General features: G+C 67.6%; 19 protein-coding genes and 1 tRNA gene. 12 read left to right on the plus strand and 8 right to left on the minus strand.

Annotated features, from left to right (window positions below; all coding sequences use genetic code 11):
- Positions 1-8: 8 nt before the first annotated feature.
- Positions 9-809, plus strand: a complete 801-nt coding sequence (locus ACODSU_RS19855; RefSeq protein WP_488844192.1) for an IclR family transcriptional regulator — start codon at positions 9-11, stop codon at positions 807-809.
- Between the two features lie 158 nt (positions 810-967).
- On the opposite strand, the gene ACODSU_RS19860 is transcribed toward ACODSU_RS19855, so the two are convergent.
- On the minus strand, positions 968-1,189 hold the full coding sequence (locus ACODSU_RS19860) for a hypothetical protein (protein ID WP_015015527.1): 222 nt from the start codon (positions 1,187-1,189) through the stop codon (positions 968-970).
- A 217-nt stretch (positions 1,190-1,406) separates the two neighbouring features.
- Here ACODSU_RS19860 and ACODSU_RS19865 point away from each other — a divergent pair, with 217 nt between their 5' ends.
- Positions 1,407-1,841, plus strand: coding sequence for a DUF1841 family protein (locus tag ACODSU_RS19865; protein ID WP_488844194.1), 435 nt, complete (start codon positions 1,407-1,409; stop codon positions 1,839-1,841).
- A gap of 37 nt (positions 1,842-1,878) precedes the next feature.
- Here the strand turns inward: ACODSU_RS19865 and ACODSU_RS19870 are convergent, their stop codons facing one another.
- Positions 1,879-3,141 carry a putative Na+/H+ antiporter gene (locus ACODSU_RS19870; RefSeq protein ID WP_488844196.1) on the minus strand — a complete coding sequence of 421 codons (1,263 nt, stop codon included), beginning with the start codon at positions 3,139-3,141 and terminating at the stop codon, positions 1,879-1,881.
- Between the two features lie 221 nt (positions 3,142-3,362).
- Here ACODSU_RS19870 and ACODSU_RS19875 point away from each other — a divergent pair, with 221 nt between their 5' ends.
- Complete coding sequence (locus ACODSU_RS19875) at positions 3,363-3,851, plus strand: DUF3429 domain-containing protein (protein WP_488844198.1); 489 nt, start codon at positions 3,363-3,365, stop codon at positions 3,849-3,851.
- Positions 3,852-3,917: 66 nt separating this feature from the next.
- On the opposite strand, the gene ACODSU_RS19880 is transcribed toward ACODSU_RS19875, so the two are convergent.
- Complete coding sequence (locus ACODSU_RS19880; RefSeq protein ID WP_110960166.1) at positions 3,918-4,580, minus strand: c-type cytochrome; 663 nt, start codon at positions 4,578-4,580, stop codon at positions 3,918-3,920.
- A gap of 106 nt (positions 4,581-4,686) precedes the next feature.
- On the opposite strand from ACODSU_RS19880, the gene ACODSU_RS19885 reads away from it, so the two are divergent.
- The 7 genes from ACODSU_RS19885 (at position 4,687) to ACODSU_RS19915 (ending at position 14,238) form a co-directional block, all read left to right on the plus strand.
- Complete coding sequence (locus ACODSU_RS19885; RefSeq protein WP_015015541.1) at positions 4,687-5,541, plus strand: AAA family ATPase; 855 nt, start codon at positions 4,687-4,689, stop codon at positions 5,539-5,541.
- On the plus strand, positions 5,542-5,793 hold the full coding sequence (locus tag ACODSU_RS19890) for a hypothetical protein (protein WP_110960167.1): 252 nt from the start codon (positions 5,542-5,544) through the stop codon (positions 5,791-5,793).
- 20 nt (positions 5,794-5,813) lie between these two features.
- Positions 5,814-6,410, plus strand: coding sequence for a GNAT family N-acetyltransferase (locus tag ACODSU_RS19895; RefSeq protein ID WP_110960168.1), 597 nt, complete (start codon positions 5,814-5,816; stop codon positions 6,408-6,410).
- A 24-nt stretch (positions 6,411-6,434) separates the two neighbouring features.
- Positions 6,435-7,622 (plus strand): vWA domain-containing protein, encoded by a 1,188-nt coding sequence (locus tag ACODSU_RS19900; RefSeq protein WP_488844201.1) that lies wholly within the window; start codon positions 6,435-6,437, stop codon positions 7,620-7,622.
- A 139-nt stretch (positions 7,623-7,761) separates the two neighbouring features.
- Complete coding sequence (locus ACODSU_RS19905) at positions 7,762-9,699, plus strand: autotransporter assembly complex protein TamA (RefSeq protein WP_488844203.1); 1,938 nt, start codon at positions 7,762-7,764, stop codon at positions 9,697-9,699.
- Positions 9,700-9,704: 5 nt separating this feature from the next.
- Positions 9,705-14,108 carry a translocation/assembly module TamB domain-containing protein gene (locus tag ACODSU_RS19910; protein WP_488844233.1) on the plus strand — a complete coding sequence of 1,468 codons (4,404 nt, stop codon included), beginning with the start codon at positions 9,705-9,707 and terminating at the stop codon, positions 14,106-14,108.
- A gap of 55 nt (positions 14,109-14,163) precedes the next feature.
- Positions 14,164-14,238 (plus strand) — tRNA-Arg (locus ACODSU_RS19915).
- A gap of 119 nt (positions 14,239-14,357) precedes the next feature.
- Here ACODSU_RS19915 and ACODSU_RS19920 read toward each other — a convergent pair.
- Both ACODSU_RS19920 and ACODSU_RS19925 read right to left on the minus strand, forming a co-directional pair.
- Positions 14,358-14,753 (minus strand): hypothetical protein, encoded by a 396-nt coding sequence (locus tag ACODSU_RS19920; RefSeq protein ID WP_116747866.1) that lies wholly within the window; start codon positions 14,751-14,753, stop codon positions 14,358-14,360.
- Positions 14,754-14,922: 169 nt separating this feature from the next.
- On the minus strand, positions 14,923-15,825 hold the full coding sequence (locus ACODSU_RS19925; RefSeq protein WP_488844205.1) for an EamA family transporter: 903 nt from the start codon (positions 15,823-15,825) through the stop codon (positions 14,923-14,925).
- A gap of 100 nt (positions 15,826-15,925) precedes the next feature.
- Between ACODSU_RS19925 and ACODSU_RS19930 the strand changes: the two genes are divergently transcribed.
- Together ACODSU_RS19930 and ACODSU_RS19935 are read left to right on the plus strand one after the other, a co-directional pair.
- On the plus strand, positions 15,926-16,510 hold the full coding sequence (locus ACODSU_RS19930; RefSeq protein WP_488844207.1) for an Lrp/AsnC family transcriptional regulator: 585 nt from the start codon (positions 15,926-15,928) through the stop codon (positions 16,508-16,510).
- Complete coding sequence (locus tag ACODSU_RS19935; protein WP_488844209.1) at positions 16,489-16,689, plus strand: Lrp/AsnC ligand binding domain-containing protein; 201 nt, start codon at positions 16,489-16,491, stop codon at positions 16,687-16,689. Before ACODSU_RS19930 ends, ACODSU_RS19935 begins: the two co-directional genes overlap by 22 nt.
- Before the next feature lie 26 nt (positions 16,690-16,715).
- On the opposite strand, the gene ACODSU_RS19940 is transcribed toward ACODSU_RS19935, so the two are convergent.
- The 3 genes from ACODSU_RS19940 to ACODSU_RS19950 form a co-directional block, all read right to left on the minus strand.
- Positions 16,716-17,708 carry a 2-dehydropantoate 2-reductase gene (locus tag ACODSU_RS19940; RefSeq protein ID WP_488844211.1) on the minus strand — a complete coding sequence of 331 codons (993 nt, stop codon included), beginning with the start codon at positions 17,706-17,708 and terminating at the stop codon, positions 16,716-16,718.
- Positions 17,709-17,936: 228 nt separating this feature from the next.
- Entirely contained in the window at positions 17,937-19,286 is a 1,350-nt protein-coding gene (locus tag ACODSU_RS19945) for an ATP-binding protein (protein ID WP_488844213.1), read from the minus strand.
- Entirely contained in the window at positions 19,286-19,945 is a 660-nt protein-coding gene (locus ACODSU_RS19950) for a response regulator transcription factor (RefSeq protein ID WP_015015552.1), read from the minus strand. Before ACODSU_RS19950 ends, ACODSU_RS19945 begins: the two co-directional genes overlap by 1 nt.
- Positions 19,946-20,099 lie beyond the last annotated feature (154 nt).

The following is a 20,099-nucleotide window of genomic DNA, read 5'->3' on the forward strand; positions in this document are numbered from 1 at the left end:
GCATACGTATGAATTCCCAAACCCCTGAAGCCAAAGACCCCAAACCGAGCGACAGCTATGTGCAGTCGTTCGCGCGCGGGCTGGAGGTGATCCGCTCGTTCAGCGCGGCCACACCGCAGCAGACCTTGAGCGAAGTGGCGGCACAGACCGGCTTGACCCGCGCAGGCGCGCGCCGCATCCTGCTCACGCTGCAGACGCTGGGCTATGTGGAAACGGACGGCAAGCTGTTTCGCCTGAGCCCGCGCATCCTGGATTTGGGGTTTGCATACCTGTCCTCGCTGCCCATCTGGAACCTGGCCGAGCCGGTGATGGAAGACCTCGTGGAAGAGGTGCGCGAGTCGTCATCGGCCGCCGTGCTCGACGGCCTCGACATCGTCTATGTGCTGCGCGTGCCCACGCACAAGATCATGCGCACCACGCTGGGCGTGGGCTCGCGCCTGCCCGCGTGCTGGACCTCCATGGGCCGCATGCTGCTGGCCGGGTTGCCGGACGACGAACTGCAGGCCCGGCTGCAATGTCACCCCCTGCAGCGCTTTACCGAACACACCACCACGGATATGGAGGCGCTGCTGGCGCACATCCGCCAGGCGCGGCAGCAAGGCTGGTGCCTGGTGAACCAGGAGCTGGAAGAGGGTTTGATTTCGATTGCTGCGCCTCTGACCAACCGCACAGGGCAGACGGTGGCGGCGCTCAACATCAGCGGTCAGGCCAACCGCACGAGTGCGACCATGATGCAGGAGAGTCTGCTGCCCGCGCTGCTGAGTGCGGCGCGGACCATCTCGCGCATGATGGGGGCGCCAAGAGGATAGGCGCCTATGGATGAACGGAACATCCCGAACGGGAGTTGGGGTCACCCATCGCGACGAGCGCCTGAAACTGAAGCTCCAACGCTCGTCTTACGTGGATAGGGTAAGGGCCGGAGCCGCAACCCCAGCCGCTCGTCACGACGGATGAAGGACGGGTGAAATCAGTTCTTGCGAAAGCCCAGCACCAACACCACGCCGCCCAGCACCATCGCGCCCAGGCTCATCCACTGCGGAATGTTGACGGACTCTTTTTCCTTCACGGTGAGTTCCAGCGGCCCCAGCTTGGCCTGGGTGGTGTCCTTGGTAAAGCTGAAGCCACCGGTCAAAAACCCGGCCAGGCCCAGCACCAGCAGCAGGACACCCACAATTCGCATTGCCTTCATGACAGTTCTCCCAACGTGCCGGGTTTTGAGGACTGCGACAAAGGGGACCCGGCTCCCTGCTTTGCGCCAGCCCAATGTAGGTGCGCGAACCCGCCGCCCGCGTAGGACGCCGCCCCGGCACTCTGTAGCGCGCCGGCGCGACCCGCACGGCCCTGGCCTCGCCCTCACCACCCCTGCGCATGCCAGGCCCTTGCCCTGCGTGCTACCCTCACGCCCCATGTTCAGCCCCTCTCAAGCCGATGTGCGCCGCTTTCTGTGCGGTGTGCACGCCAAGACCCAGAGCGGCGCCCCCATGGAAGCCATCGAAACTTTGGCCAGCCTGTGGATCGCCGAGCACCCCGAATACCACGCCGACCTGTCGGACGTCGACGCCGCCGTGGCCCGCAACTACGACGAAACCCCGGGCCAGACCAATCCGTTTTTGCACCTGTCGATGCACCTGTCGATCAGCGAACAGTGCAGCATCGACCAGCCCCGTGGCATCCGCCAGGCGGTCGAGTTGCTGACAGCACGCCTCGACTCGCTGCACGACGCGCACCACGCCGCCATGGACTGCCTGGGCGAGATGCTGTGGGAGAGCCAGCGCTCCGGCCGACCGCCCGATGGCAACGCCTACATCGCTGCAGTGCAACGGCGCGCCACGCGAGACTGAGTCGCCAAGGCGCGCGGTGTGGCGCTGCTCCCGCCGCCTACAGCACCCGAAACGCCATCACCGCCACCAGCGTAGGCGGCATGGCCCCCAGCAGCAGACCCAACGGATTGATGACGCCGTCCGAGAATTTCTCCTTCAGGATGGATGCCCCGGCCGGGTTGGGCGCGTTGGCAATCACCGTCAGGCCGCCCCCCGTGACGGCGCCCGCCACCAGGGCCACCTTGAACTCGTCACTCAGGCCTTCGACCAGCGAGCCCAGGTAGGTCAGCGCAGCGTTGTCCGTGAACGCGGTGAGCGCTGCAGCGCCAAAAAATACGGCGTTGGCGTCCATCTTCATGAGCACGGGCTGCAGCCACCATTGCTGCAAGCCGCCCAGCACCACCAGGCCCGCCAGAAAAAACGCCACCAGCAGCGCCTCGCGCAGGATCAACGGACTTTGGTAACGCTGGTAAGCGGTGGTGAACCCCATGAAGAACAGGAACAGGCCCAGGAACACGGCGGGATGGTGGGCAAACACCACCACCAGCACCAGGAAGGCAAGGTGCACCCCCGTCACGGTCCAGGGCACGGGGAACTCAGCGGCGGGAATCTTGCGGCCCATGTGGCCCAGCTGGTTGCGGAAGATCAGCATGGCGACGGCCGCATTGATGACCACCGCAATCGCCGCCTTCCAGCCAAAGTTGGACAGCATGAACCAGATGTCCCAGTTCCACTTGGCAGCCACCATCAGCACGGGCGGCGCCGCAAAGGAAGTGAGCGTTCCACCAATGGAGATGTTTACGAACAGCACGCCGATGGTCGAATACTTGAGCCGACTGGAAATAGGGTGTGAGAACAGCGTGTCCCGCAGCATCAGCGCGGCCAGCGTCATGGCCGCCGGTTCGGTAATGAACGACCCGAGCAGCGGCACGAACGCTAGCACCACAAAGTACATCGCCATGCCGCGCTGCACCGGCAGCAAGGCGGCAAGCGCCCGGACGAGCGCCCCGGCCATCTCCAGGATGGGCCGCGTGGCGGCGATCACCATGATCGCGAACACGAACAGTGGCTCGGTGAAATTGCGCGAGTCCAGGTACGCAGTGGCCTCCTGCTTGCCGCTGATGGAAAACATGAACAGCATGAGCACCATCGCCCAAAAGCCGAAGACGACCTCTACTTCACCCAGCAGATGCCAGATGCCCGCGTGCCGGGGCTGCGTGTGCGCAAGGTGCTCGAAATACTTGGTGGAGAAGGTGTGAAGAATGGCCAGGCCGAAAAGGACGGCACCAACCACCTGGATCAGGGTAGGGGATGAGTTCATGGGTCGCAGAAAAGCCGCGCGGCGGCCCGACCAGCGCATGAACCTGCCGGGCCACCATGGCGCCGACACCCAGCGAATATTTTAACTGGCGATACCGGGCTGCTTTGTAGGCATAGGGCTTGAGGCACCCGCGAAAAGACGGCTGGCTGGCACGCACAACCATGCATGGCACTCGGGAGTCTCACTTTCCAGACAATGCAGACACACATCTGGAGGCTTTCATGTCGACGCATATCCACACGCCCACACCACCTTTGCCTTCGCCCTCCTCCGCCCCTATCCCGCCGGCAGTGGCCTGGCTGGGCTACGGCGGCCTGCTGCCGTTCCTGGCGCTGGCAGCCGTGGGCCTGTGGTCACCCAGCGCACCCTGGTGGAGCGCAGCGCTGCTGGCCTACGGCGCAGTGATTCTGAGTTTTGTGGGCGCTCTGCACTGGGGCTTCGCCATGGCACAAAGCGGGCTGAGCGCCCCAGAGCGCACACGCTGCTTTGTATGGAGCGTGATGCCATCGCTGATGGCCTGGCCTGCCACGCTATTGCCCCCTGTAGCAGGGTCGGTGCTGCTGGTCGCAGGCTTTGCAGCGCACCTGGTGCAAGACCATCGGCTGGCTGCGCGTACCTCGCTTCCTGCGTGGTACTTGCCGCTGCGATGGCGCCTCACGGTCACGGCTTGCGTGTGTCTGGCGGTGGGGGCATGGGCCGCCAGCAGTTGACATTCAGACGCCCAGCAAAAAGCCCGCCGAAGCGGGCTTTTTTGTTGCGCTCAGCAAGACTGCTGATCAACGGAAGCGCGACTGGGGCACTGTGTGCAGGTCGCCGTCCAGGCTGCTCACGTAGTTGGCCAAAGCCTTCAGCTCGGCGTTGGTGAACTGCTTGGCCACACCGCCCATGATGGCGTTGCCACGGCCCACGTTGGCGTTCTTCTCGACCTTGTAGGACTTGAGAGCGACAAACAGGTAGTCGGCGTGCTGGCCGGCGATCTTGGGGTAAGACGGGTCGATGGGCTTGGCGAAGTTGTCGCCGTGGCACGAAACGCAAGCGCCCTTCTTCAGCAGCTCAGCCACTTGCACGCTGGGTTCGCGCGATGGCTTGGCGGGCAGCTCGGCGCCGGTCTTGCCGTGTTGTTCGTAATAGGCCGACACATCAGCGATGTCCTTCTCGGACAGCGACTCGGCGATGCCGCGCATGGTGGGGTGCTTGCGCTCACCCTTTTGGTAGGCGACCAGCGCTGCCGAAATGTACTTGGCGCTCTGGCCCGAGATCATGGGCACTTTGTGCACCTCGGGGAAGCTGGCCTGGTAGCCGACGATGCCGTGGCACCCAATGCACATGGCAATCTTTTGCTTGCCAGCTTCCACGTCGCCCTTGGCTTCCTGGGCGTGGGACAAGGCGGTCACGGAAGCGACAGCCAGGGCAAATAGCGTGGTCAACGTTTTGTTCATTTTGCGCGCACAATCTCGTGGAAGTTCAGCTCTGGGCTCTGATCAGCCGTTGATTATAGCCAGCGCCCTGTCAAGCCCATTCATCAACGATCCGGTGTTTTCCCCCATGAAATTCCAAGGCTCCCAGAACTACGTCGCCACCCAAGACCTGATGCTTGCCGTGAATGCAGCCATCACGCTGCAACGGCCGCTGCTGATCAAGGGCGAGCCCGGCACGGGCAAGACGATGCTGGCCGAGGAAGTGGCGCAGGCGCTGGACATGCCCCTGCTGCAGTGGCACATCAAGTCCACCACCAAGGCCCAGCAGGGCCTGTATGAATATGACGCGGTGAGTCGCTTGCGGGACAGCCAGCTCAACGATGGCGACAGCGCCGAGCGCGTGAAGAACATCCGCAACTACATCATCCAGGGCGTGCTGTGGCAGGCCTTCACGGCCGACCGCCCCGTAGCGCTGCTGATCGACGAGATCGACAAGGCCGACATCGAATTCCCGAACGACCTGCTGCGCGAAATCGACCGCATGGAGTTCTACTGCTACGAAACGCGCGAACTCATCAAGGCCAAGCACCGCCCGCTGGTGTTCATCACCTCGAACAACGAAAAAGAATTGCCCGACGCGTTTCTGCGCCGCTGCTTCTTCCACTTCATCAAATTCCCCGAAGCCGACACCATGCGGCAGATCATCAACGTGCACTTCCCCACGCTCAAGAGCGAACTGCTCACCGTGGCGATGAAGACGTTCTATGACGTGCGCAACCTGCCCGGCCTCAAAAAGAAGCCTTCGACCAGCGAGCTGATCGACTGGCTCAAGCTGCTGGTGGCCGAAGACATTCCGCTCACCGCCCTGCAAAGCGCCGACAACAAGGTGGCCGTGCCCCCGCTGGTGGGCGCGCTGCTCAAGAACGAACAGGACGTGAGCCTGTTTGAAAAGCTGGTGTTCATGAACCAGAGGAACCGCTGAGTGAGCCACAGCAACGGCCACGACAACACCCGCCAGCTGCTGGTCAACGGCGTTGCGGATGCCGTGGGCTTTGTGGGGGGTGCGCTGCTGGGCTTCTGGCTCGGCCAGCTGCTGGGGCTCGACATTTTCGCGCCTGGCTACGGCACCGGCAGCCTGGTGGGCATTGCCCTGGTGGGCCTCGGCGGCGGCCTGGGCCTGCATGGGGCCCGGCGCTGGCAGAACAGCCGCCGCAGCCAGCCGTCCAAAGACTGATGATCAAAGGGTAGAGACCCATGGCTTTTGTAGAACCTGTCACGCTGCGGGATCGCGGCGTCCGCCTGGAGCCGCTGGCGCTGGCCCACGAAGACGGCTTGCGGGCCGCTGCTGCCGATGGCGAGCTGTGGAAGCTGCGCATCACCTCGGTACCTGAGCCGCAGGACACCCGCGCGTACATCGAAGCCGCGCTCAAGATGCGCGAAGACGGCAACCGCTTTGCCTTTGCCGTGGTGGAAGATGCCACCGACAAAGTGCTCGGTTCCACCAGCTACCACGACATCGTGCCCGCCGTGAAGCGCGTGGAAATCGGCTGGACCTGGTACCGCCACAGCGTGCAGCGCACCCACGTCAACACCACCGCCAAGCTGCTGATGATGGGCCACGCGTTCGATACGCTGGGCTGCCATGTGGTGGGCTGGCGCACCGACAACTACAACTTTGCGTCGCAACGCGCCATCGAGCGCCTGGGCGCCAAGAAGGACGGCGTGCTGCGCGGCCACGCGCTGCGCCGTGACGGCACCATCCGCGATACGGTGATGTATAGCATGCGTGCTGGCGAATGGCCCGAGGCCAGGGCACAGTTGCTATATCTTTTAGAGCGTCACGCGCAATAAACACTGGCGCTAGAGGCCCAAATCATGCTCATCGACTTCTTCTACACCCTGCGCTCGGCCAAGCTGCCCGTGTCGGTCAAGGAATACCTCACCCTGCTCGAAGCGCTGCAGGCCGGTGTGGTGGGCCCCAAGTCAGATGACGCGTGGAGCCTGGACGATTTCTACAACCTCTCGCGCCTCACGCTGGTCAAGGACGAGAAGCACTACGACAAGTTCGACCGGGCCTTCGGCGCCTACTTCAAGGGCGTCGAAATGGTGGCCGACTTCACCAAGCAGATCCCGGCCGACTGGCTGCGCAAGATCCTGGAGAACGAACTCACGCCCGAGCAAAAGGCCGCCATCGAGAAGATGGGCTGGGACGAACTCATGGAGACGCTGAAGAAGCGCCTCGAAGAACAGAAAGAGCGCCACGAAGGCGGCAACAAGTGGATCGGCACTGGCGGCACCAGCCCGTTTGGCCACGGCGGCTACAACCCGCAGGGCGTGCGCATTGGCGGCGCGGGCAAAAACAAGAGCGCGGTGAAGGTGTGGGAGCAGCGCGCCTACAAGGACTACGACGATCAGCAGGAGCTGGGCACGCGCAACATCAAGGTGGCGCTGCGCCGCCTGCGCAAGTTTGCTCGCGAAGGGCATGAGCTGGAGCTGGACCTGCCCGACACCATCCGCAGCACGGCCGCCAATGCGGGCTACCTGGACATCAAGATGGTCCCCGAGCGGCACAACAACGTGAAGGTGCTGCTGCTGATGGACGTGGGCGGCACCATGGACGAACACGTTCAGCGCGTCGAGGAGCTGTTCAGCGCGGTCAAGAGCGAGTTCAAGCACCTGGAGTTCTATTACTTCCACAACTGCGTCTATGACTTCATGTGGAAGAACAACCGCCGCCGCTTTGCCGAGAAGTTCCCGACCTGGGACATCATCCGCAAGTACAACAAGGACTACAAGCTGATCTTTGTGGGCGACGCGACCATGAGCCCGTACGAGATCCTGCAGCCCGGCGGCAGCGTGGAATACAACAACGAAGAGCCGGGCGCGGAGTGGATCCAGCGCCTCACGCACGCCTTCCCCAAGTTTGCGTGGATCAACCCCGAACCCCAGGGCGTGTGGCAATACCGCCAGAGCATCAGCATCATCCAGCAGTTGATGGGCAACCGCATGTACCCGTTGTCGCTCAAGGGGCTGGAAGAGACGATGCGGCTGCTGTCCAAATAGGCCGTGCCGCAGGGACGGATGCCTTGTGAGCATCTGTCCGACAGGGGGCGCCGCCGTTTCAGGGCATAGTCGGGGATGCATCGGGCGGGCTGGCAGGCTTGCCTTCCCCACACGATCCCCTGACACATCCTCTCGCACCGTGCCCTTCCGCGTTTTGCGCCCCGCCACTGTTAGTACCCCAACGCCGGCCCTGTGGTCGGCGTTGCTGCTTTCCGGCGCGCTGTGCCTGAGCGGCTGCAGCCTGCTGCCGCGTGCCGATGAGCCCACGACCGGCGACACCCGCAGCGACCTGATCAGCCCCGAAGCCAGCAGTGGCGCCCCGTCGTTTGACGTGGTGGTGCGCGCCCCCGACGCGGTGCGCGAGACGCTGGAGCGCCACCTGGAGCTGCAGCGCTTTCGCCAGCTGCCCGACCTGCAGGCCAACGAGCTGCAGCGCCTGCTGGGCGCCACCGATGCCAACGCGCGCGAACTGCTGGGCACCCTGGGCTACTTTGCGCCCACCATCACCGTGGAGCTGACCGAGGCGCAGGAGACTGCGGGCACCCGCAAGGGCGCGCCCCGCACCGTCACGGTCACCGTGGAGCCCGGCGCCCAAACCCGCATTGCCCGTGCCGACATCACCGTGGCGGGCACCGACGAAGCCGACAAAGACACCCTGGCACGCCGGCAACAGCGCCTGCAGCGCAACTGGTCCCTCGCCCCCGGGCAGCCCTTTACCCAGTCGGCCTGGGACAGCGCCAAGACGGACGGGCTGCGCCAGCTGCAGGCCAGGCGCTACCCCACGGCCCGCATCGCCAACAGCCGGGCAGAGATCGATGCCGACCGGCACGAAGCCCAGCTGGGAGTGAGCTACGACCCCGGCCCCGCCTATCGCTTCGGCCCCTTGCGCGTGCAGGGCAGCCAGCGCTACGACAGCGACGGTGCGCGGCGCCTGGCACGGCTGCCCACGGGCGCCGTGTATGACGAGGCCGAGATGCTGGACGCCCAGCTGCGCCTGGCCAGCAGCGGCTACTACGACGCCGTGTTCCTCACCCTCGATACCGAAGGCACCGACCCGCAGGCCGCCCCCGTGGTGGCCCAGGTGCGCGAGGCCCCGATGCAAAAGCTGGTGTTCGGCCCGGGCTTTTCGACCGACAGCGGCGCACGCCTGTCACTGGAGCACACCCACAACCAGATGCCTGTGCTCGGCTGGCGAGCGGTGACCAAACTAGCACTGGACCGCGAAACCAAGCTCGCCAACACCGAATGGACGGACCTCCCCAACGACAACGGCTGGCGCTGGTTTGCAGGCGGCCAGGTGCTGCGCGAGGCCACGGGCGACTACGACGTCAACAGCGGCCGTCTGCGCGCGGGCCGCAGCAAGAGCACCAAATCCATCGACCGCAATTATTTTTTGCAGTACGACTACGCCAACAGCCAGGGCCTGACCGACAACGCGCGGTCGCCCTCCGACACCAGCACGGCCCTGAGCATCAACTACGGGTGGACGGGCCGCTACTTCAACAGCCTCACCGCCCCCACCCGGGGCCATGGCCTGGCGGTGGAGCTGGGCCTGGGCACCACCCTGCGGCCAGAGCGCGATCCGTTTGTGCGCACCCTGGTGCGGTGGCAGTCCTTCCTCCCCGCAGGGCGCGTGCAGGACGACGCAGGCATCGGCCGCAATGCCCGTGTGGCCCTGCGGGCAGAGGCCGGCGCAGTGCTGGCGCGCGAGGGCGCGCAGATCCCCGTCACGCAGCTGTTTGTGACGGGCGGCGACACCACCGTGCGCGGCTACGGCTACCGCAGCATCGGCGCGCGCACCGACAACGGTCAGCTGTACGGGGGCCGCTACCTGGCCGTGGGCAGCGTGGAGTGGCAACGCCCCATCGTCTACGAGGGTGCGATGACCGACTGGGAAAGCACGCTGTTTGTGGATGCCGGTGCCGTGGCCGACAAGGTGGGTGACCTGAGCCCGCGCGTGGGCGTGGGTGCCGGCGTGCGCTGGCGCAGCCCCGTGGGCCCGCTGCAGGCCGACCTGGCCTACGGCGTCAAGACCAAGGAAGTGCGGCTGCACTTGCGCCTGGGGTTCAGCTTCTGATGGCAATGAACGCCCCGCACCTTCCCACACCCCGCGCCCGCGCATCGGACTTCAGCGCCGGGTCCTCGTCGGCCCCACGCCCTCCTGCGCCCCGCGCGCCGCGCGTGCTGCGGACTCTGGGCTGGCTGCTGGTCGCCCTGGTGGCCCTGCTGCTGGCGGCCAGCGCGCTGCTGTGGTGGTGGGCGGGCAGCGGCACGTCGCTGGCCACCACGCTGGCCCGAGCGGCGCAATACCTGCCCGCCAACCAGCAGCTGGAGAGCCGCGATGTCAGTGGCTCGCTGCGCAGCGGCGGGCGCATTGGCTGGCTGCGCTGGAGCAGCCCCACCCTGGCGGTGGAAGTGACCGACATCCGCCTGGGCTGGCAACTGGCCCCCTTGTTGCAGCGCCGCCTGGAGCTGGGCGAGGTGCACGCCGCCCGCGTGGCGATCACCCCCCTGCCCAAACCCATTGACACACCCGAGCCCCCCCCCACGCCCCTTACCAGCCTGGTGCTGCCGCTGCAGCTGGGCGTGCCGTTCCGGGTCAACCAACTGCTGTGGGCCGGGTCACCTGCCGTGGAAGCCCAAGGCCTGGTGGGCGACTACCGGTTTGATGGCCGCCAGCACCGCCTGACCATCGGCGCGGTGGAGCTGGCCCAGGGCCAGTACAGCGCCCGCGCCACGCTGGACGCACAAGCCCCCATGGCGCTGGACGCCACCGTGGACGGCACTGTGCGCACCGCCGTGCCCGGGGGCGGCGCTGCGCTGCAGGTGGGCGCCCACGCCACGCTGCAGGGCACGCTGGCCACCGCCGCCGCCCAGCTGCAACTGCAGGCACGCCTGAAGCCCGAGCCGACCAGCGAAGCCGCCACACCACCCGCAGCCGCGCCCGCCAGCAAACCGGGCGCATCAAAACCTCCTACCCCACGCACAACCCCTACACCCGCTGCCGACCCCATGCAGGCTGATCTGGCCGCCACGCTGGCACCCTGGACGCAGCAACCCCTGCAGTCCGCGAACGCCACGTTGCGCGCCGTCAACTTGGCGGCCCTGTGGCCGCAGGCACCGGTCACGCAGCTGCACGGCACGCTGCAAGCCGGGCCCACATCCGGCGGCGCAGGCACGTCAGGCACAGCAGGCTGGAGCCTGCAGGCCGCGCTGCGCAACGACCTGCCCGGCCCCTGGGACACCACCCGCCTGCCCCTGACCGCGCTGGACGCCAGCGCAAGCTACGACGGCACCCGCTGGACCGTGCCCAGCGCCACCCTGCAGGCGGGCACGGGCAGCATCACCGCGCAGGGCCACTACACCCCTGCCACCCACGCGCTGGAGGGCCAGGCGACCCTGCGCGCGCTGCGCCCCGACGCCCTGCACACGCTGCTGGCTGCAGCCCCGCTCTCCGGCCGCGTCACCGCGCAAACCCAGGGAGAGGCCGTGCGTTTCAGTGCCGATGTGCGGGCAGACACCGGCACGGCCGCGCGAACGGCAACCGCAAAGACCCCGGGTGCAGCGGGCGCACCGCTGCGCATCAATACCTTCAGCACACAAGGCACCTGGCAGGCCACCGACGGCGGCACGGTGCGGCTGGACCGCCTGCTGCTGGACGCATTGCAGGCCCGCGTGGAAGCCACCGGGCTGCAGGTCGCACTGGGCACGCAGTCTGTACAGGGCAAGGTCACCCTGGCAGTGCCCGGCGCCAACGCACAGGCACAAGGCACGCTGGCCCCGCGCAGCGGCGCTGGCGACCTGCAGGTGCAGTGGGCCGACGCCGCGCTCACGCAGCGCTGGCTGGCGGGCCTGCCGGTGGTGGGCACCGCCGTGCAGCGCGCTCTGCAAGGGGCCAGCGGCCAGGGCACGGCACAGATCACCGCGCGCTGGAAGGGCGGCTGGCAGACACTGACGGAGCAACTTCAGACTGCCACCGCCCACAGCGCAGCCGCCCGCAACTCCGACCGCTTTGATCTGCAAGCCACGCTGAACACCCCCCAGCTGGACCTGACACTCCCCGCCACCAGCAACGCCAGCGGCGGCACCTCTGCCGGGCAAGCCCTGCAACTGCGCGCCTTCAAAGCCGAACTGGGCGGTAACCTGGCACAGGCCTCTCTGGCGCTAACCGGCGAGGTCCGCACACCCGCGCCCCAGGCCATGCAGGCGGCGGTACAGACCCGCCTTGCCAGCACGATGGTGGGTGCCGGGCAATGGCAGTTGCAAGTCAGTGAACTGCGCCTGCAAGCCCAGGCCGCGCAGCGCCCCGGGCCGTGGACGCTGCAACTGGCAGAGCCCCTGGGCCTGACCGTGCGCACCGGCGCCTCTACCCCCAGCGCCCCCCCGTCACCGGCCAGTGGGCGTACGGCACCACCACCCACCACCTCCCTCAGCCTGCAGGCATCGGCCGGTCAGGCCCGCATCACCGGCCCCTTGCCGGGCACCGTCACCCTGCGCTGGTCGCCGGTGCAATGGTCAGCAGCGACAGCACCCAACGCCCTCTCGCGGTTGCAAACGCAGGGCACGCTGCAGGGCCTGCCCATGGCCTGGGTGGATGCGCTGGGCCTGGGCGAGACCCCTGCCGCCGCAGGCCGGCCCGCGCAGCCGCTGCTTGCGCGCATGGGCCTGGCCAGCAGCATCGTGCTCGATGGGCAATGGAGTGTGGACACCACGGGCGACGCCCTGCGCGCAAGCGCCAGCCTGCGCCGTGCCAGTGGCGACCTGCGCATCCTGGCGGGCGATGCCACGGCCGTCACAGCGGTGCAAAGCAGCGGCCAGGGCACCGGTGCAGGTGCCACCACCGTGCTGGCCACTGCAGCCACACCGCCTGCAGGTGCATCAGGTGCAGCAAGCGCATCGAGCGCCCCAGGCACGCTCGCCGGTGTGCGCCAGGCAGAAATCACGGTCACCGCCGAAGGCGACACGTTGCGCGCGCGCCTGCTCTGGGCCAGCGACCGCGCGGGCGAGATCGACGCCACCGCCAGCACGCGTCTGTCCGCTGCCAAAGCCGATGCCCCGATCACCTGGCCTGCCGACGCACCACTGGCCGGCACCTTGCGCGCCCGACTGCCCGACGTGGGCGTGTGGTCTGCGCTGGCGCCGCCCGGCTGGCGCGTGCGCGGCACGCTGGATGCCAGCGCCACCCTGTCGGGCACGCGCGATGCGCCGCGCTGGGCGGGCACCCTGGGCGCCGACGACATGGCAGTGCGCTCGGTGGTGGATGGCGTGGACCTGCAAGGCGGCCGCCTGCGCGCCATGCTGCAAGGCAACAAGCTCAACATCACCGAGTTCCGCCTGCAAGGCGGACGGGGCAGCAGCGCGCGCATTGCAGGCTTCAGCGGCAACCGCACGGCCGCAGCCCAAGACGGCGGCACGCTGACCGCCACGGGCCGCGTGGCCTGGGGCGACAGCGCCACGGCAGCCACCGGCCTGTCGGGCATCACCATGTCCCTGCAGGCCGAGGCCAAGGCCCTGCAAGTGCTGGTGCGGGCCGACCGCCAGGTCAGCGTGTCGGGCCAATTGCAGGCCCAGTTGCAGCAGGGCCAGATCAGCCTGCGCGGCAAGCTCACCACCGACCGCGCCACCATCATCCTGCCCGATGAATCCGCACCGCGACTGGGCTCGGACGTGGTCGTGCGCTCCGCCGCCAAGGACCGCGAAGACCAGGCCAAGGCCCAAGCCGCCGCCAAGGCCAACCAGGTGGCCGCGCAGGCAGAGACCGCCAAGCCGCCCGACATCGCCATCACCCTCAACCTGGGGCGCGACTTTGCGCTGCAAGGCCAGGGCATCACCACCAGGCTGACGGGCGAGGTGGACATCCGCAGCAGCGCCGTGCCCGGCGCCCCGCCCCGCGTGACCGGCGAAGTACGCACCGACCAGGGCCGCTACCGCGCCTGGGGGCAGATGCTGGACGTGGAGACTGGTCTCATCCGCTTCAACGGCCCGTACAACAACCCCTCGCTCGACATCCTGGCGCTGCGCCCCAACATCAGCGTGCGCGCGGGGGTGCAGGTCACGGGCAGCGCGCAGGCGCCGCGCGTCACGCTGTACTCCGACCCGGAACTGCCCGATGCCGAAAAGCTGTCGTGGGTGGTGCTGGGCCGCAATGCCTCGGCCGGAGGCGCCGAAGCGGCCGTGCTGCAACAAGCCGCGCTGGCGCTGCTGGGCCGCAACGGCGGCCAAAGCCCCACCGCCAACGCCGCCAGCCGCCTGGGCCTAGACGAAATCGGCTTTCGCGGCGCCACCACGGGTGAGGACGCCAGCGCCGCCGCCCTCACCTTCGGCAAGCGCCTGTCCAAAGACCTGTACGTGACCTATGAGCGCAGCCTGTCGGGCACGCTGGGCACGCTGTACATCTTCTACGACCTCTCCCGCCGCCTCACCCTGCGCGGGCAAACTGGCGAGAAAAGCGCGGTGGACATCATCTACACCGTGAAGTACGACTGAGGCGCAACCGGCCAGGGAGGCACCCGCGCGCCACTACAATGCGCGGCTGCCTTGCCTCCTCGTAGTTCAATGGATAGAACGAGTGCCTCCTAAGCGCTAGATACAGGTTCGATTCCTGTCGAGGGGACCAGCTTCATAGCCAAAATGGCTGCAAGCGCTAGTGCAATATGCGCTAGCAGCTATCAAATCTGAAGCATCCGCACGCAATACGCCCCCTGCCCCAATCGGCGCATGGCCGTCCTAGCTGCCTTACTTCGAGTCCCTCTTGTCTGCTCGCCCTCGCGCAGACTGCGCAAGGTGATCGCCTTCCACAGCATCGGGCAAAGGCTCGTCCGGGCTGACCATGGTGCCCGCAGCGGCACCTCCCAGCGCACCGGCAATGCCGCCCAAGGTGCTACCGACCACAACACCCACCGGGCCCGCGACGGCCACACCCACGGCGGCACCGGCTGCGGCGCCGGCCATCATGCCGCCGCCCATCAGGGCGGAGTGGGCTTCGCGCTCTGCGTCTTCAGGCTCCAGCGCGGTCTGGGCGCCAGTTCGGGGGTCTTGCGATGGGATGCCGTAGCCGGGGCGTGCTTGCTCGGCCAGGTCTTCGTCCACGGGTGCGGTGGCCGCAGTGGAAGGGGTGGTAGAGGGACTCATGATGGGCTCCTTGGACAGGGAACGACGGCGCCAAGGGGGTGCCGTCACAGTCCTTTTTTAACCCTGCAACCCAACCGATCAAGCCAGCCGGCAGACCGCACGCCTGTCAGGCAATGCGCCGTGCCATGGCACCACCCGCTTGGCAGCCCCGCTCCGCCAGCCCGCGCCTTCAGGCCACTTGCGGCGCCGTGCGGTCAGCAGCAGCGGGCCGCGCAGCCGTCATGGCACTGCCCATCGACGCGGCCATGATGCAGCCGATGGCCAGCCACTGCACCGCGCTCAGGTGCTCGCCCAGCAGAGCCATGGCCACCAGTGCGGCCACGGCGGGCTCCATGCTGATCATGATGCCGAAGGCCTCCTTGGGCAGGCGTTTCAAAGCCATCATCTCCAGCGAGATCGGGATGGCGCTGGACACCGCCGCCACCGCCACGCCAATGAGCAGCACGGCGGGCGACAGCAGCGCCGCGCCCGCATGCACCACGCCCACGGGCACCACCACCAGCGCAGCCACCAGCAGGCCCAGCGATACCGAATGCCCCGCGTGCAGGTGCCCGGCGCGCTTGCCGAACACGATGTACAGCCCCCAGAACACGGCCGCGCCCAGAGCGTAGAAGACGCCCACCGGGTCCAGCGTGCTGCCGTTGAGCCCCAGCGGCAGCAGCATGCCCAGGCCGGCGATGGCCAGCGCCACCCACACAAAATCCACCGCGCGGCGCGATGACCAGATCGCCACCGCCAGCGGCCCCGCAAACTCGATGGCCACCGCCAGGCCAAACGGCAGGGTACGCAGCGACATGTAAAACATGAGGTTCATGCCGCCCAGCGCCGCGCCGTACAGCATGACGGCCCGCGCGTCCGCGCGCGACAAGTGCCAACGCCAGGGCCGCCACAGCAGCAACACCAGCAGCGCCGAAAAGCCCACGCGCACGGCGGTCGTGCCCTGCGCCCCCACCACCGGGAACAACCAGTGTTTGGCCCACGAGGTGCCGATGCCCAACGCAGTGACGGAGCCCAGCACGGCCAGGAAGGGAAAGAAACGGTGCAGAAGAGAACGGAGAGGGAAAGCGCTCATGGGCTGAAAATATAGTGCGACCCCAGCGTGCTTTTGACTCGAATTTCGGGGTTTGCGCGCAACTTTCGCTCACCCAGACAGCCTGTTCCAAGGAGCCCTCATGGCCACCCCAGCAGCACTTGACCGCTTTGACCTCGCCATCCTCGACATCCTGCAGGCCGACAACACCACGCCCCAGCGTGCGATTGCGCAGGCCGTCAACCTGTCGGCGCCTGCGGTGCAGCGGCGCATTCAGCGGCTCAAGGACAGCGGCGTGATCCGCGCCAATGTGGCCGTGCTGGACCCGGTGAAGGTGGGCAAGCCGCTGACCATCGTGCTGGAGGTGCATCTTGGGGACCTGTTCAAGGTCTTTTCGGGGAGCGTATTGGAGTGTAATCGGGATGAGTGGATGCCTCGGATGCGCCGCATGGGCTCATGCCCATGCAAGCAGCCGGGGCGTCCAATCGCCCGATTTCACTCCAACCCTTCGGGCAAGTGCCTTGCCGGGCGGTCTGCGGCGTTGCGGCGCTTGCCAATAGCACGGGCTATTGGCTGCGCACCGCGCCTTGCATCCCATCCCGGCAAGGTACCTGTGCGCCCCCGAAAAGACCTTGAACAGGTCCCCACACCGAACGCCCCGACCGCACCGCCCCGCTGCGCGCGCGCATCGCCGCGGAAGACGCGGTGCAGCAGTGTTACAGCGTGACGGGCGAGGCGGACTATCTGCTGGTGGTGAACGTGGCGTCGATGGCGGACTACGAGGCGCTGACGCGGCGGCTGTTTGAGGGGGACGACAACATCAAGCGCTTTCGGACCTCGGTGGCGCTGGCCAGCCTCAAGACCGGGCTGCGCGTGCCTCTGGACAGCGCAGCACCCGCTGCCTGATCACCGGTCACAACCCAAATCCCAACTCACAGACCCAGCATCTGGCGCATCTGCTTGCCCGTGAGGCGCTGGCGCGGCCCGCCAAGCAGCTCGCACATGCGCGCATTGAGCGGCGCTGCCATGCGCTGTGCCGCTGCCAGCCGCACCACGGCGCCGCACAGCGCGTCGATCTCCGTCACGCGCCCGGCCTCCAGGTCGTCCCACATCGACGAGCGGGCCGTGGCGTCGATCTGCAGCATGCGCTTGGCCAGCCGCGTAAACAGCCAGTTGGGCAGGCGCAGCACATGGGGCAGCAGCTTGGGCGACACGGCGGTGACCTGGGCGGGGGTGATGCCCGCGCGCGCCATCACGCGCAGCGCCTCGGTCTGCAGCGCGGCAAAGACGCGGCGGCAGTCGCGGTCCAGCAGCTCTTGCCGCAGGGGCAGGTCGGACAGCGCGTTGACCGGGTTGTTGAGGTTGAGCAGCAGCTTGCCCCACTGCACGGCGCGGATGTCTGGCGGCAGCGTGGTGGCCAGACCGGCGGCGTTGAACAGCGGCGCGATGCGCTCGGTGACCGCGTCACGCTGCAGCTGCAAATGGCCTGCGGTGGCGCGGTGCGCCTGCGCGCCACGCAGCACCACGTTGTAGGGCACCATGCCCGCCAGCACATTCAGGCCGGGCGCCAAGGCTGCGATGCGGGCCACGTTGTCCACGCCGTTTTGCAGCGAGATCACCGGCGTGCCGGGCGCACAGGCCGCCGCCAGCTCGCGCGCGGCCGACTCGGTGGCGCCGCTTTTGACGCACAGCAGGATGACGCTGTCGGCACCGGGCGCGGCATCGGCCAGCGTAGGGGCCAATTGCAGCGCGGACGCGGGCACGGTGCGGTCAAAGCCGTCCAGGTCGGTGACCTTCAGGCCGTGCTGCGCGATGGGCTCCAGCGCATGCGGGCGGCCCACCAGGCACACGGGCTGGCCGTGCGCGGCCAGGCGCCCACCCACATAACAACCAATGGCGCCTGCGCCCAAAACGATGAAGTTCATGCCAATGTTTGTGTGCTGAGGTGGAGGTGGGTGCAGGCAGATCGGGAACCGGCACAGCCTGCGCGCTACCCCCGCATTGTGCGGTGCAGGCCCCTGGCGGTGTGGCGCACACGTGACGAGGCGCTTTGAAGCACTCTGCGGGTGCTTATGAAGGCTTTTTAGCCGGTAGCGCCAGTGCAATATGCCTGAAACGCTATGCAATCGATAGCAAACAGTTCATCACACAGCTCAAGGCTTGGCGGCCGCAAACCGCACGGCCACCCGCAAGCCGCCCAGGCGCGGCGAGCTGTCCAGCGCCACAGCGGCGCCATGGCCCTGTGCGATGGCCTGCACGATGGCCAGGCCCAGGCCGCTGCCGGGGGCACCGTCGGCGGTGACGCGCACAAACCGCTGCATGGCACGCTCGCGGTGCTCGGGGGCGATGCCGGGGCCGCTGTCTTCCACAGTGAGCACGGCGTGGTCGCCCTCGCGGCGCACCTGCAGGTCCACCTGGCCGCCAGGCGGGCTGTATTTGATGGCGTTGTCCAGCAGGTTGCGGGCCAGCATGCGCAGGGCCTCGGCGTTGCCGGTGACCGTGGCGGCGTCAGAGTCCAGCAGGCCCACATCCATGCTGCGCGCCTGGGCGGCGGGGGCCACGTCGGCCAGCGCCAATTGCGCCGTGGCGCGCAGGTCCACGGGGTCATTCACGGCCGTGCTGGCCTCCTGCCGCGCCAGGGTGAGCAGCTGCTCGACCAGGCGCGTGGCGCGCTCAATGCCGGCTGACAGGCGTTCGACGGCGGCCGCCCGCGCGGCGTCGTCGCTCGCACGCTGCAGGCCCTGCAGTTGCAGGCGCAGTGCGGCCAGGGGGGAGCGCAGCTCGTGCGCGGCGTCGGCCACAAAGTGCTGCTGGGCCTCGAACGCGTGCTGCACACGCTCGAACAGCAGGTTGAGTTCGCTCACCAGCGGCTGCACCTCGTCGGGCAGCTGTGCATCGCTGACCGGCGAGAGGTCGTCGGCCTGGCGCTGTGCCAGCTGGCGGCGCACGCGCTCCACCGGCGCGAGCGACCGGCTCACGCCCCACCACACGGCCAGCACCAGCAGCGGCGCCATGATGGCCAGCGGCGCCAGCGTGCGCAGCGCCAGGCTGCGGGCCATGTCTCGCCGCGCGGCCATGTTCTGCGCCACCTGGATGACCTGCGAGCGCGTCTGCATGGAGAACACCCGGTAGGTGCCGCCACGCGCCTGCACGTTGGTGAAGCCCAGCACGGCGATCTGCGGCAGTGCGGCGCCCACGGCGGATTCAAAAATGCGCAGGCCCTCGTTGGTCCACACCTGCACGATGAATTCGTGGTTTTCGTCCTCGGGGTCCAGCCCGGGGCCAAGGCCCTGCGCATCCACCGGCAGGCCCGAACGCAGGGCCAGCGCGGTTTGCTGCATGTGGTAGTCGAACAGCGCATCGGCCTCTTCCAACGCGCCCCGGTAGGCCAGTGCACCCTGCACCGCCCCGGCCAGCACGATGGCCGCGAGCAAGAACATCAGCAGCCGCATGCGCAACGAGCGCGGGAGCAGGGCCTGAAAGGTGCGTGAGATTTTTTCCATCACATCTTCGGTACCAGATACCCGACACCGCGCACGTTCAGCACCAGCTCGGGCCCCAGCTTCTTGCGCAGGCCGTGGATATAGACCTCCACCGCGTTGCTGCTCACCTCGTCGCCCCAGCCGTAGAGCTTGTCCTCCAGCTGCTGGCGCGACAGCACCATGCCGGGCCGCGCAATGAGTGGCTCCAGCACCGCCCATTCGCGCCCCGACAGCACCACCGGTGTGCCGCGCACGGTGACCTCGCGCGTGGCGGGGTTGATGCTGACGCCCTGGTGCTCGTACACCGGCTCGGCACGGCCCGCTGCGCGGCGCAGCAGGGCGCGGATGCGGGCCAGCAGCTCGTCCAGGTCGTAGGGCTTGAGCACGTAGTCATCGGCCCCGGCATCCAGCCCCTCGATGCGCTGCGCCACGGCATCGCGCGCGGTGGCCACCAGCACCGGAGTGCGGTTCTTGCGGGCGCGCAGGTCGCGCAGCACGGCCAGGCCGTCGCGTTTGGGCAGGCCCAGGTCCAGCAGCACCAGGTCGTACGCCTGGGTGCGCAAGGCCGTGTCGGCCGCATCGCCATCGCGCGCCCAGTCCACCGCGTACTGCTCGGCGCGCAGCAGGTCCAGCACGGCTTCGCCGATCATGGAATCGTCTTCAACAAGCAGCAGGCGCATGGCAAGGGGGCAGAAAGATCGGTCGGTCAGGAATGCAGGAAAAGGGCAGGCTGCCAAGGATAGCGGCGGCATGGGCGCTGGCGCAGCACCGGGCTGCCAGAACGACTTGAATTTGACACATCACTGTCACAATGAAAGCGCCACGCGCACACCG

The organism is Acidovorax sp. FG48, assembly GCF_057809085.1.

Bases quoted from the DNA above. Each gene is read 5' to 3' on its own strand.
- ACODSU_RS19855 (WP_488844192.1), top strand. From the start codon at position 9: ATGAATTCCCAAACCCCTGAAGCCAAAGACCCCAAACCGAGCGACAGC.
- ACODSU_RS19860 (WP_015015527.1), bottom strand. From the start codon at position 1,189: ATGAAGGCAATGCGAATTGTGGGTGTCCTGCTGCTGGTGCTGGGCCTG.
- ACODSU_RS19865 (WP_488844194.1), top strand. From the start codon at position 1,407: ATGTTCAGCCCCTCTCAAGCCGATGTGCGCCGCTTTCTGTGCGGTGTG.
- ACODSU_RS19870 (WP_488844196.1), bottom strand. From the start codon at position 3,141: ATGAACTCATCCCCTACCCTGATCCAGGTGGTTGGTGCCGTCCTTTTC.
- ACODSU_RS19875 (WP_488844198.1), top strand. From the start codon at position 3,363: ATGTCGACGCATATCCACACGCCCACACCACCTTTGCCTTCGCCCTCC.
- ACODSU_RS19880 (WP_110960166.1), bottom strand. From the start codon at position 4,580: ATGAACAAAACGTTGACCACGCTATTTGCCCTGGCTGTCGCTTCCGTG.
- ACODSU_RS19885 (WP_015015541.1), top strand. From the start codon at position 4,687: ATGAAATTCCAAGGCTCCCAGAACTACGTCGCCACCCAAGACCTGATG.
- ACODSU_RS19895 (WP_110960168.1), top strand. From the start codon at position 5,814: ATGGCTTTTGTAGAACCTGTCACGCTGCGGGATCGCGGCGTCCGCCTG.
- ACODSU_RS19900 (WP_488844201.1), top strand. From the start codon at position 6,435: ATGCTCATCGACTTCTTCTACACCCTGCGCTCGGCCAAGCTGCCCGTG.
- ACODSU_RS19910 (WP_488844233.1), top strand. From the start codon at position 9,705: ATGAACGCCCCGCACCTTCCCACACCCCGCGCCCGCGCATCGGACTTC.
- ACODSU_RS19920 (WP_116747866.1), bottom strand. From the start codon at position 14,753: ATGAGTCCCTCTACCACCCCTTCCACTGCGGCCACCGCACCCGTGGAC.
- ACODSU_RS19925 (WP_488844205.1), bottom strand. From the start codon at position 15,825: ATGAGCGCTTTCCCTCTCCGTTCTCTTCTGCACCGTTTCTTTCCCTTC.
- ACODSU_RS19930 (WP_488844207.1), top strand. From the start codon at position 15,926: ATGGCCACCCCAGCAGCACTTGACCGCTTTGACCTCGCCATCCTCGAC.
- ACODSU_RS19940 (WP_488844211.1), bottom strand. From the start codon at position 17,708: ATGAACTTCATCGTTTTGGGCGCAGGCGCCATTGGTTGTTATGTGGGT.
- ACODSU_RS19945 (WP_488844213.1), bottom strand. From the start codon at position 19,286: ATGGAAAAAATCTCACGCACCTTTCAGGCCCTGCTCCCGCGCTCGTTG.
- ACODSU_RS19950 (WP_015015552.1), bottom strand. From the start codon at position 19,945: ATGCGCCTGCTGCTTGTTGAAGACGATTCCATGATCGGCGAAGCCGTG.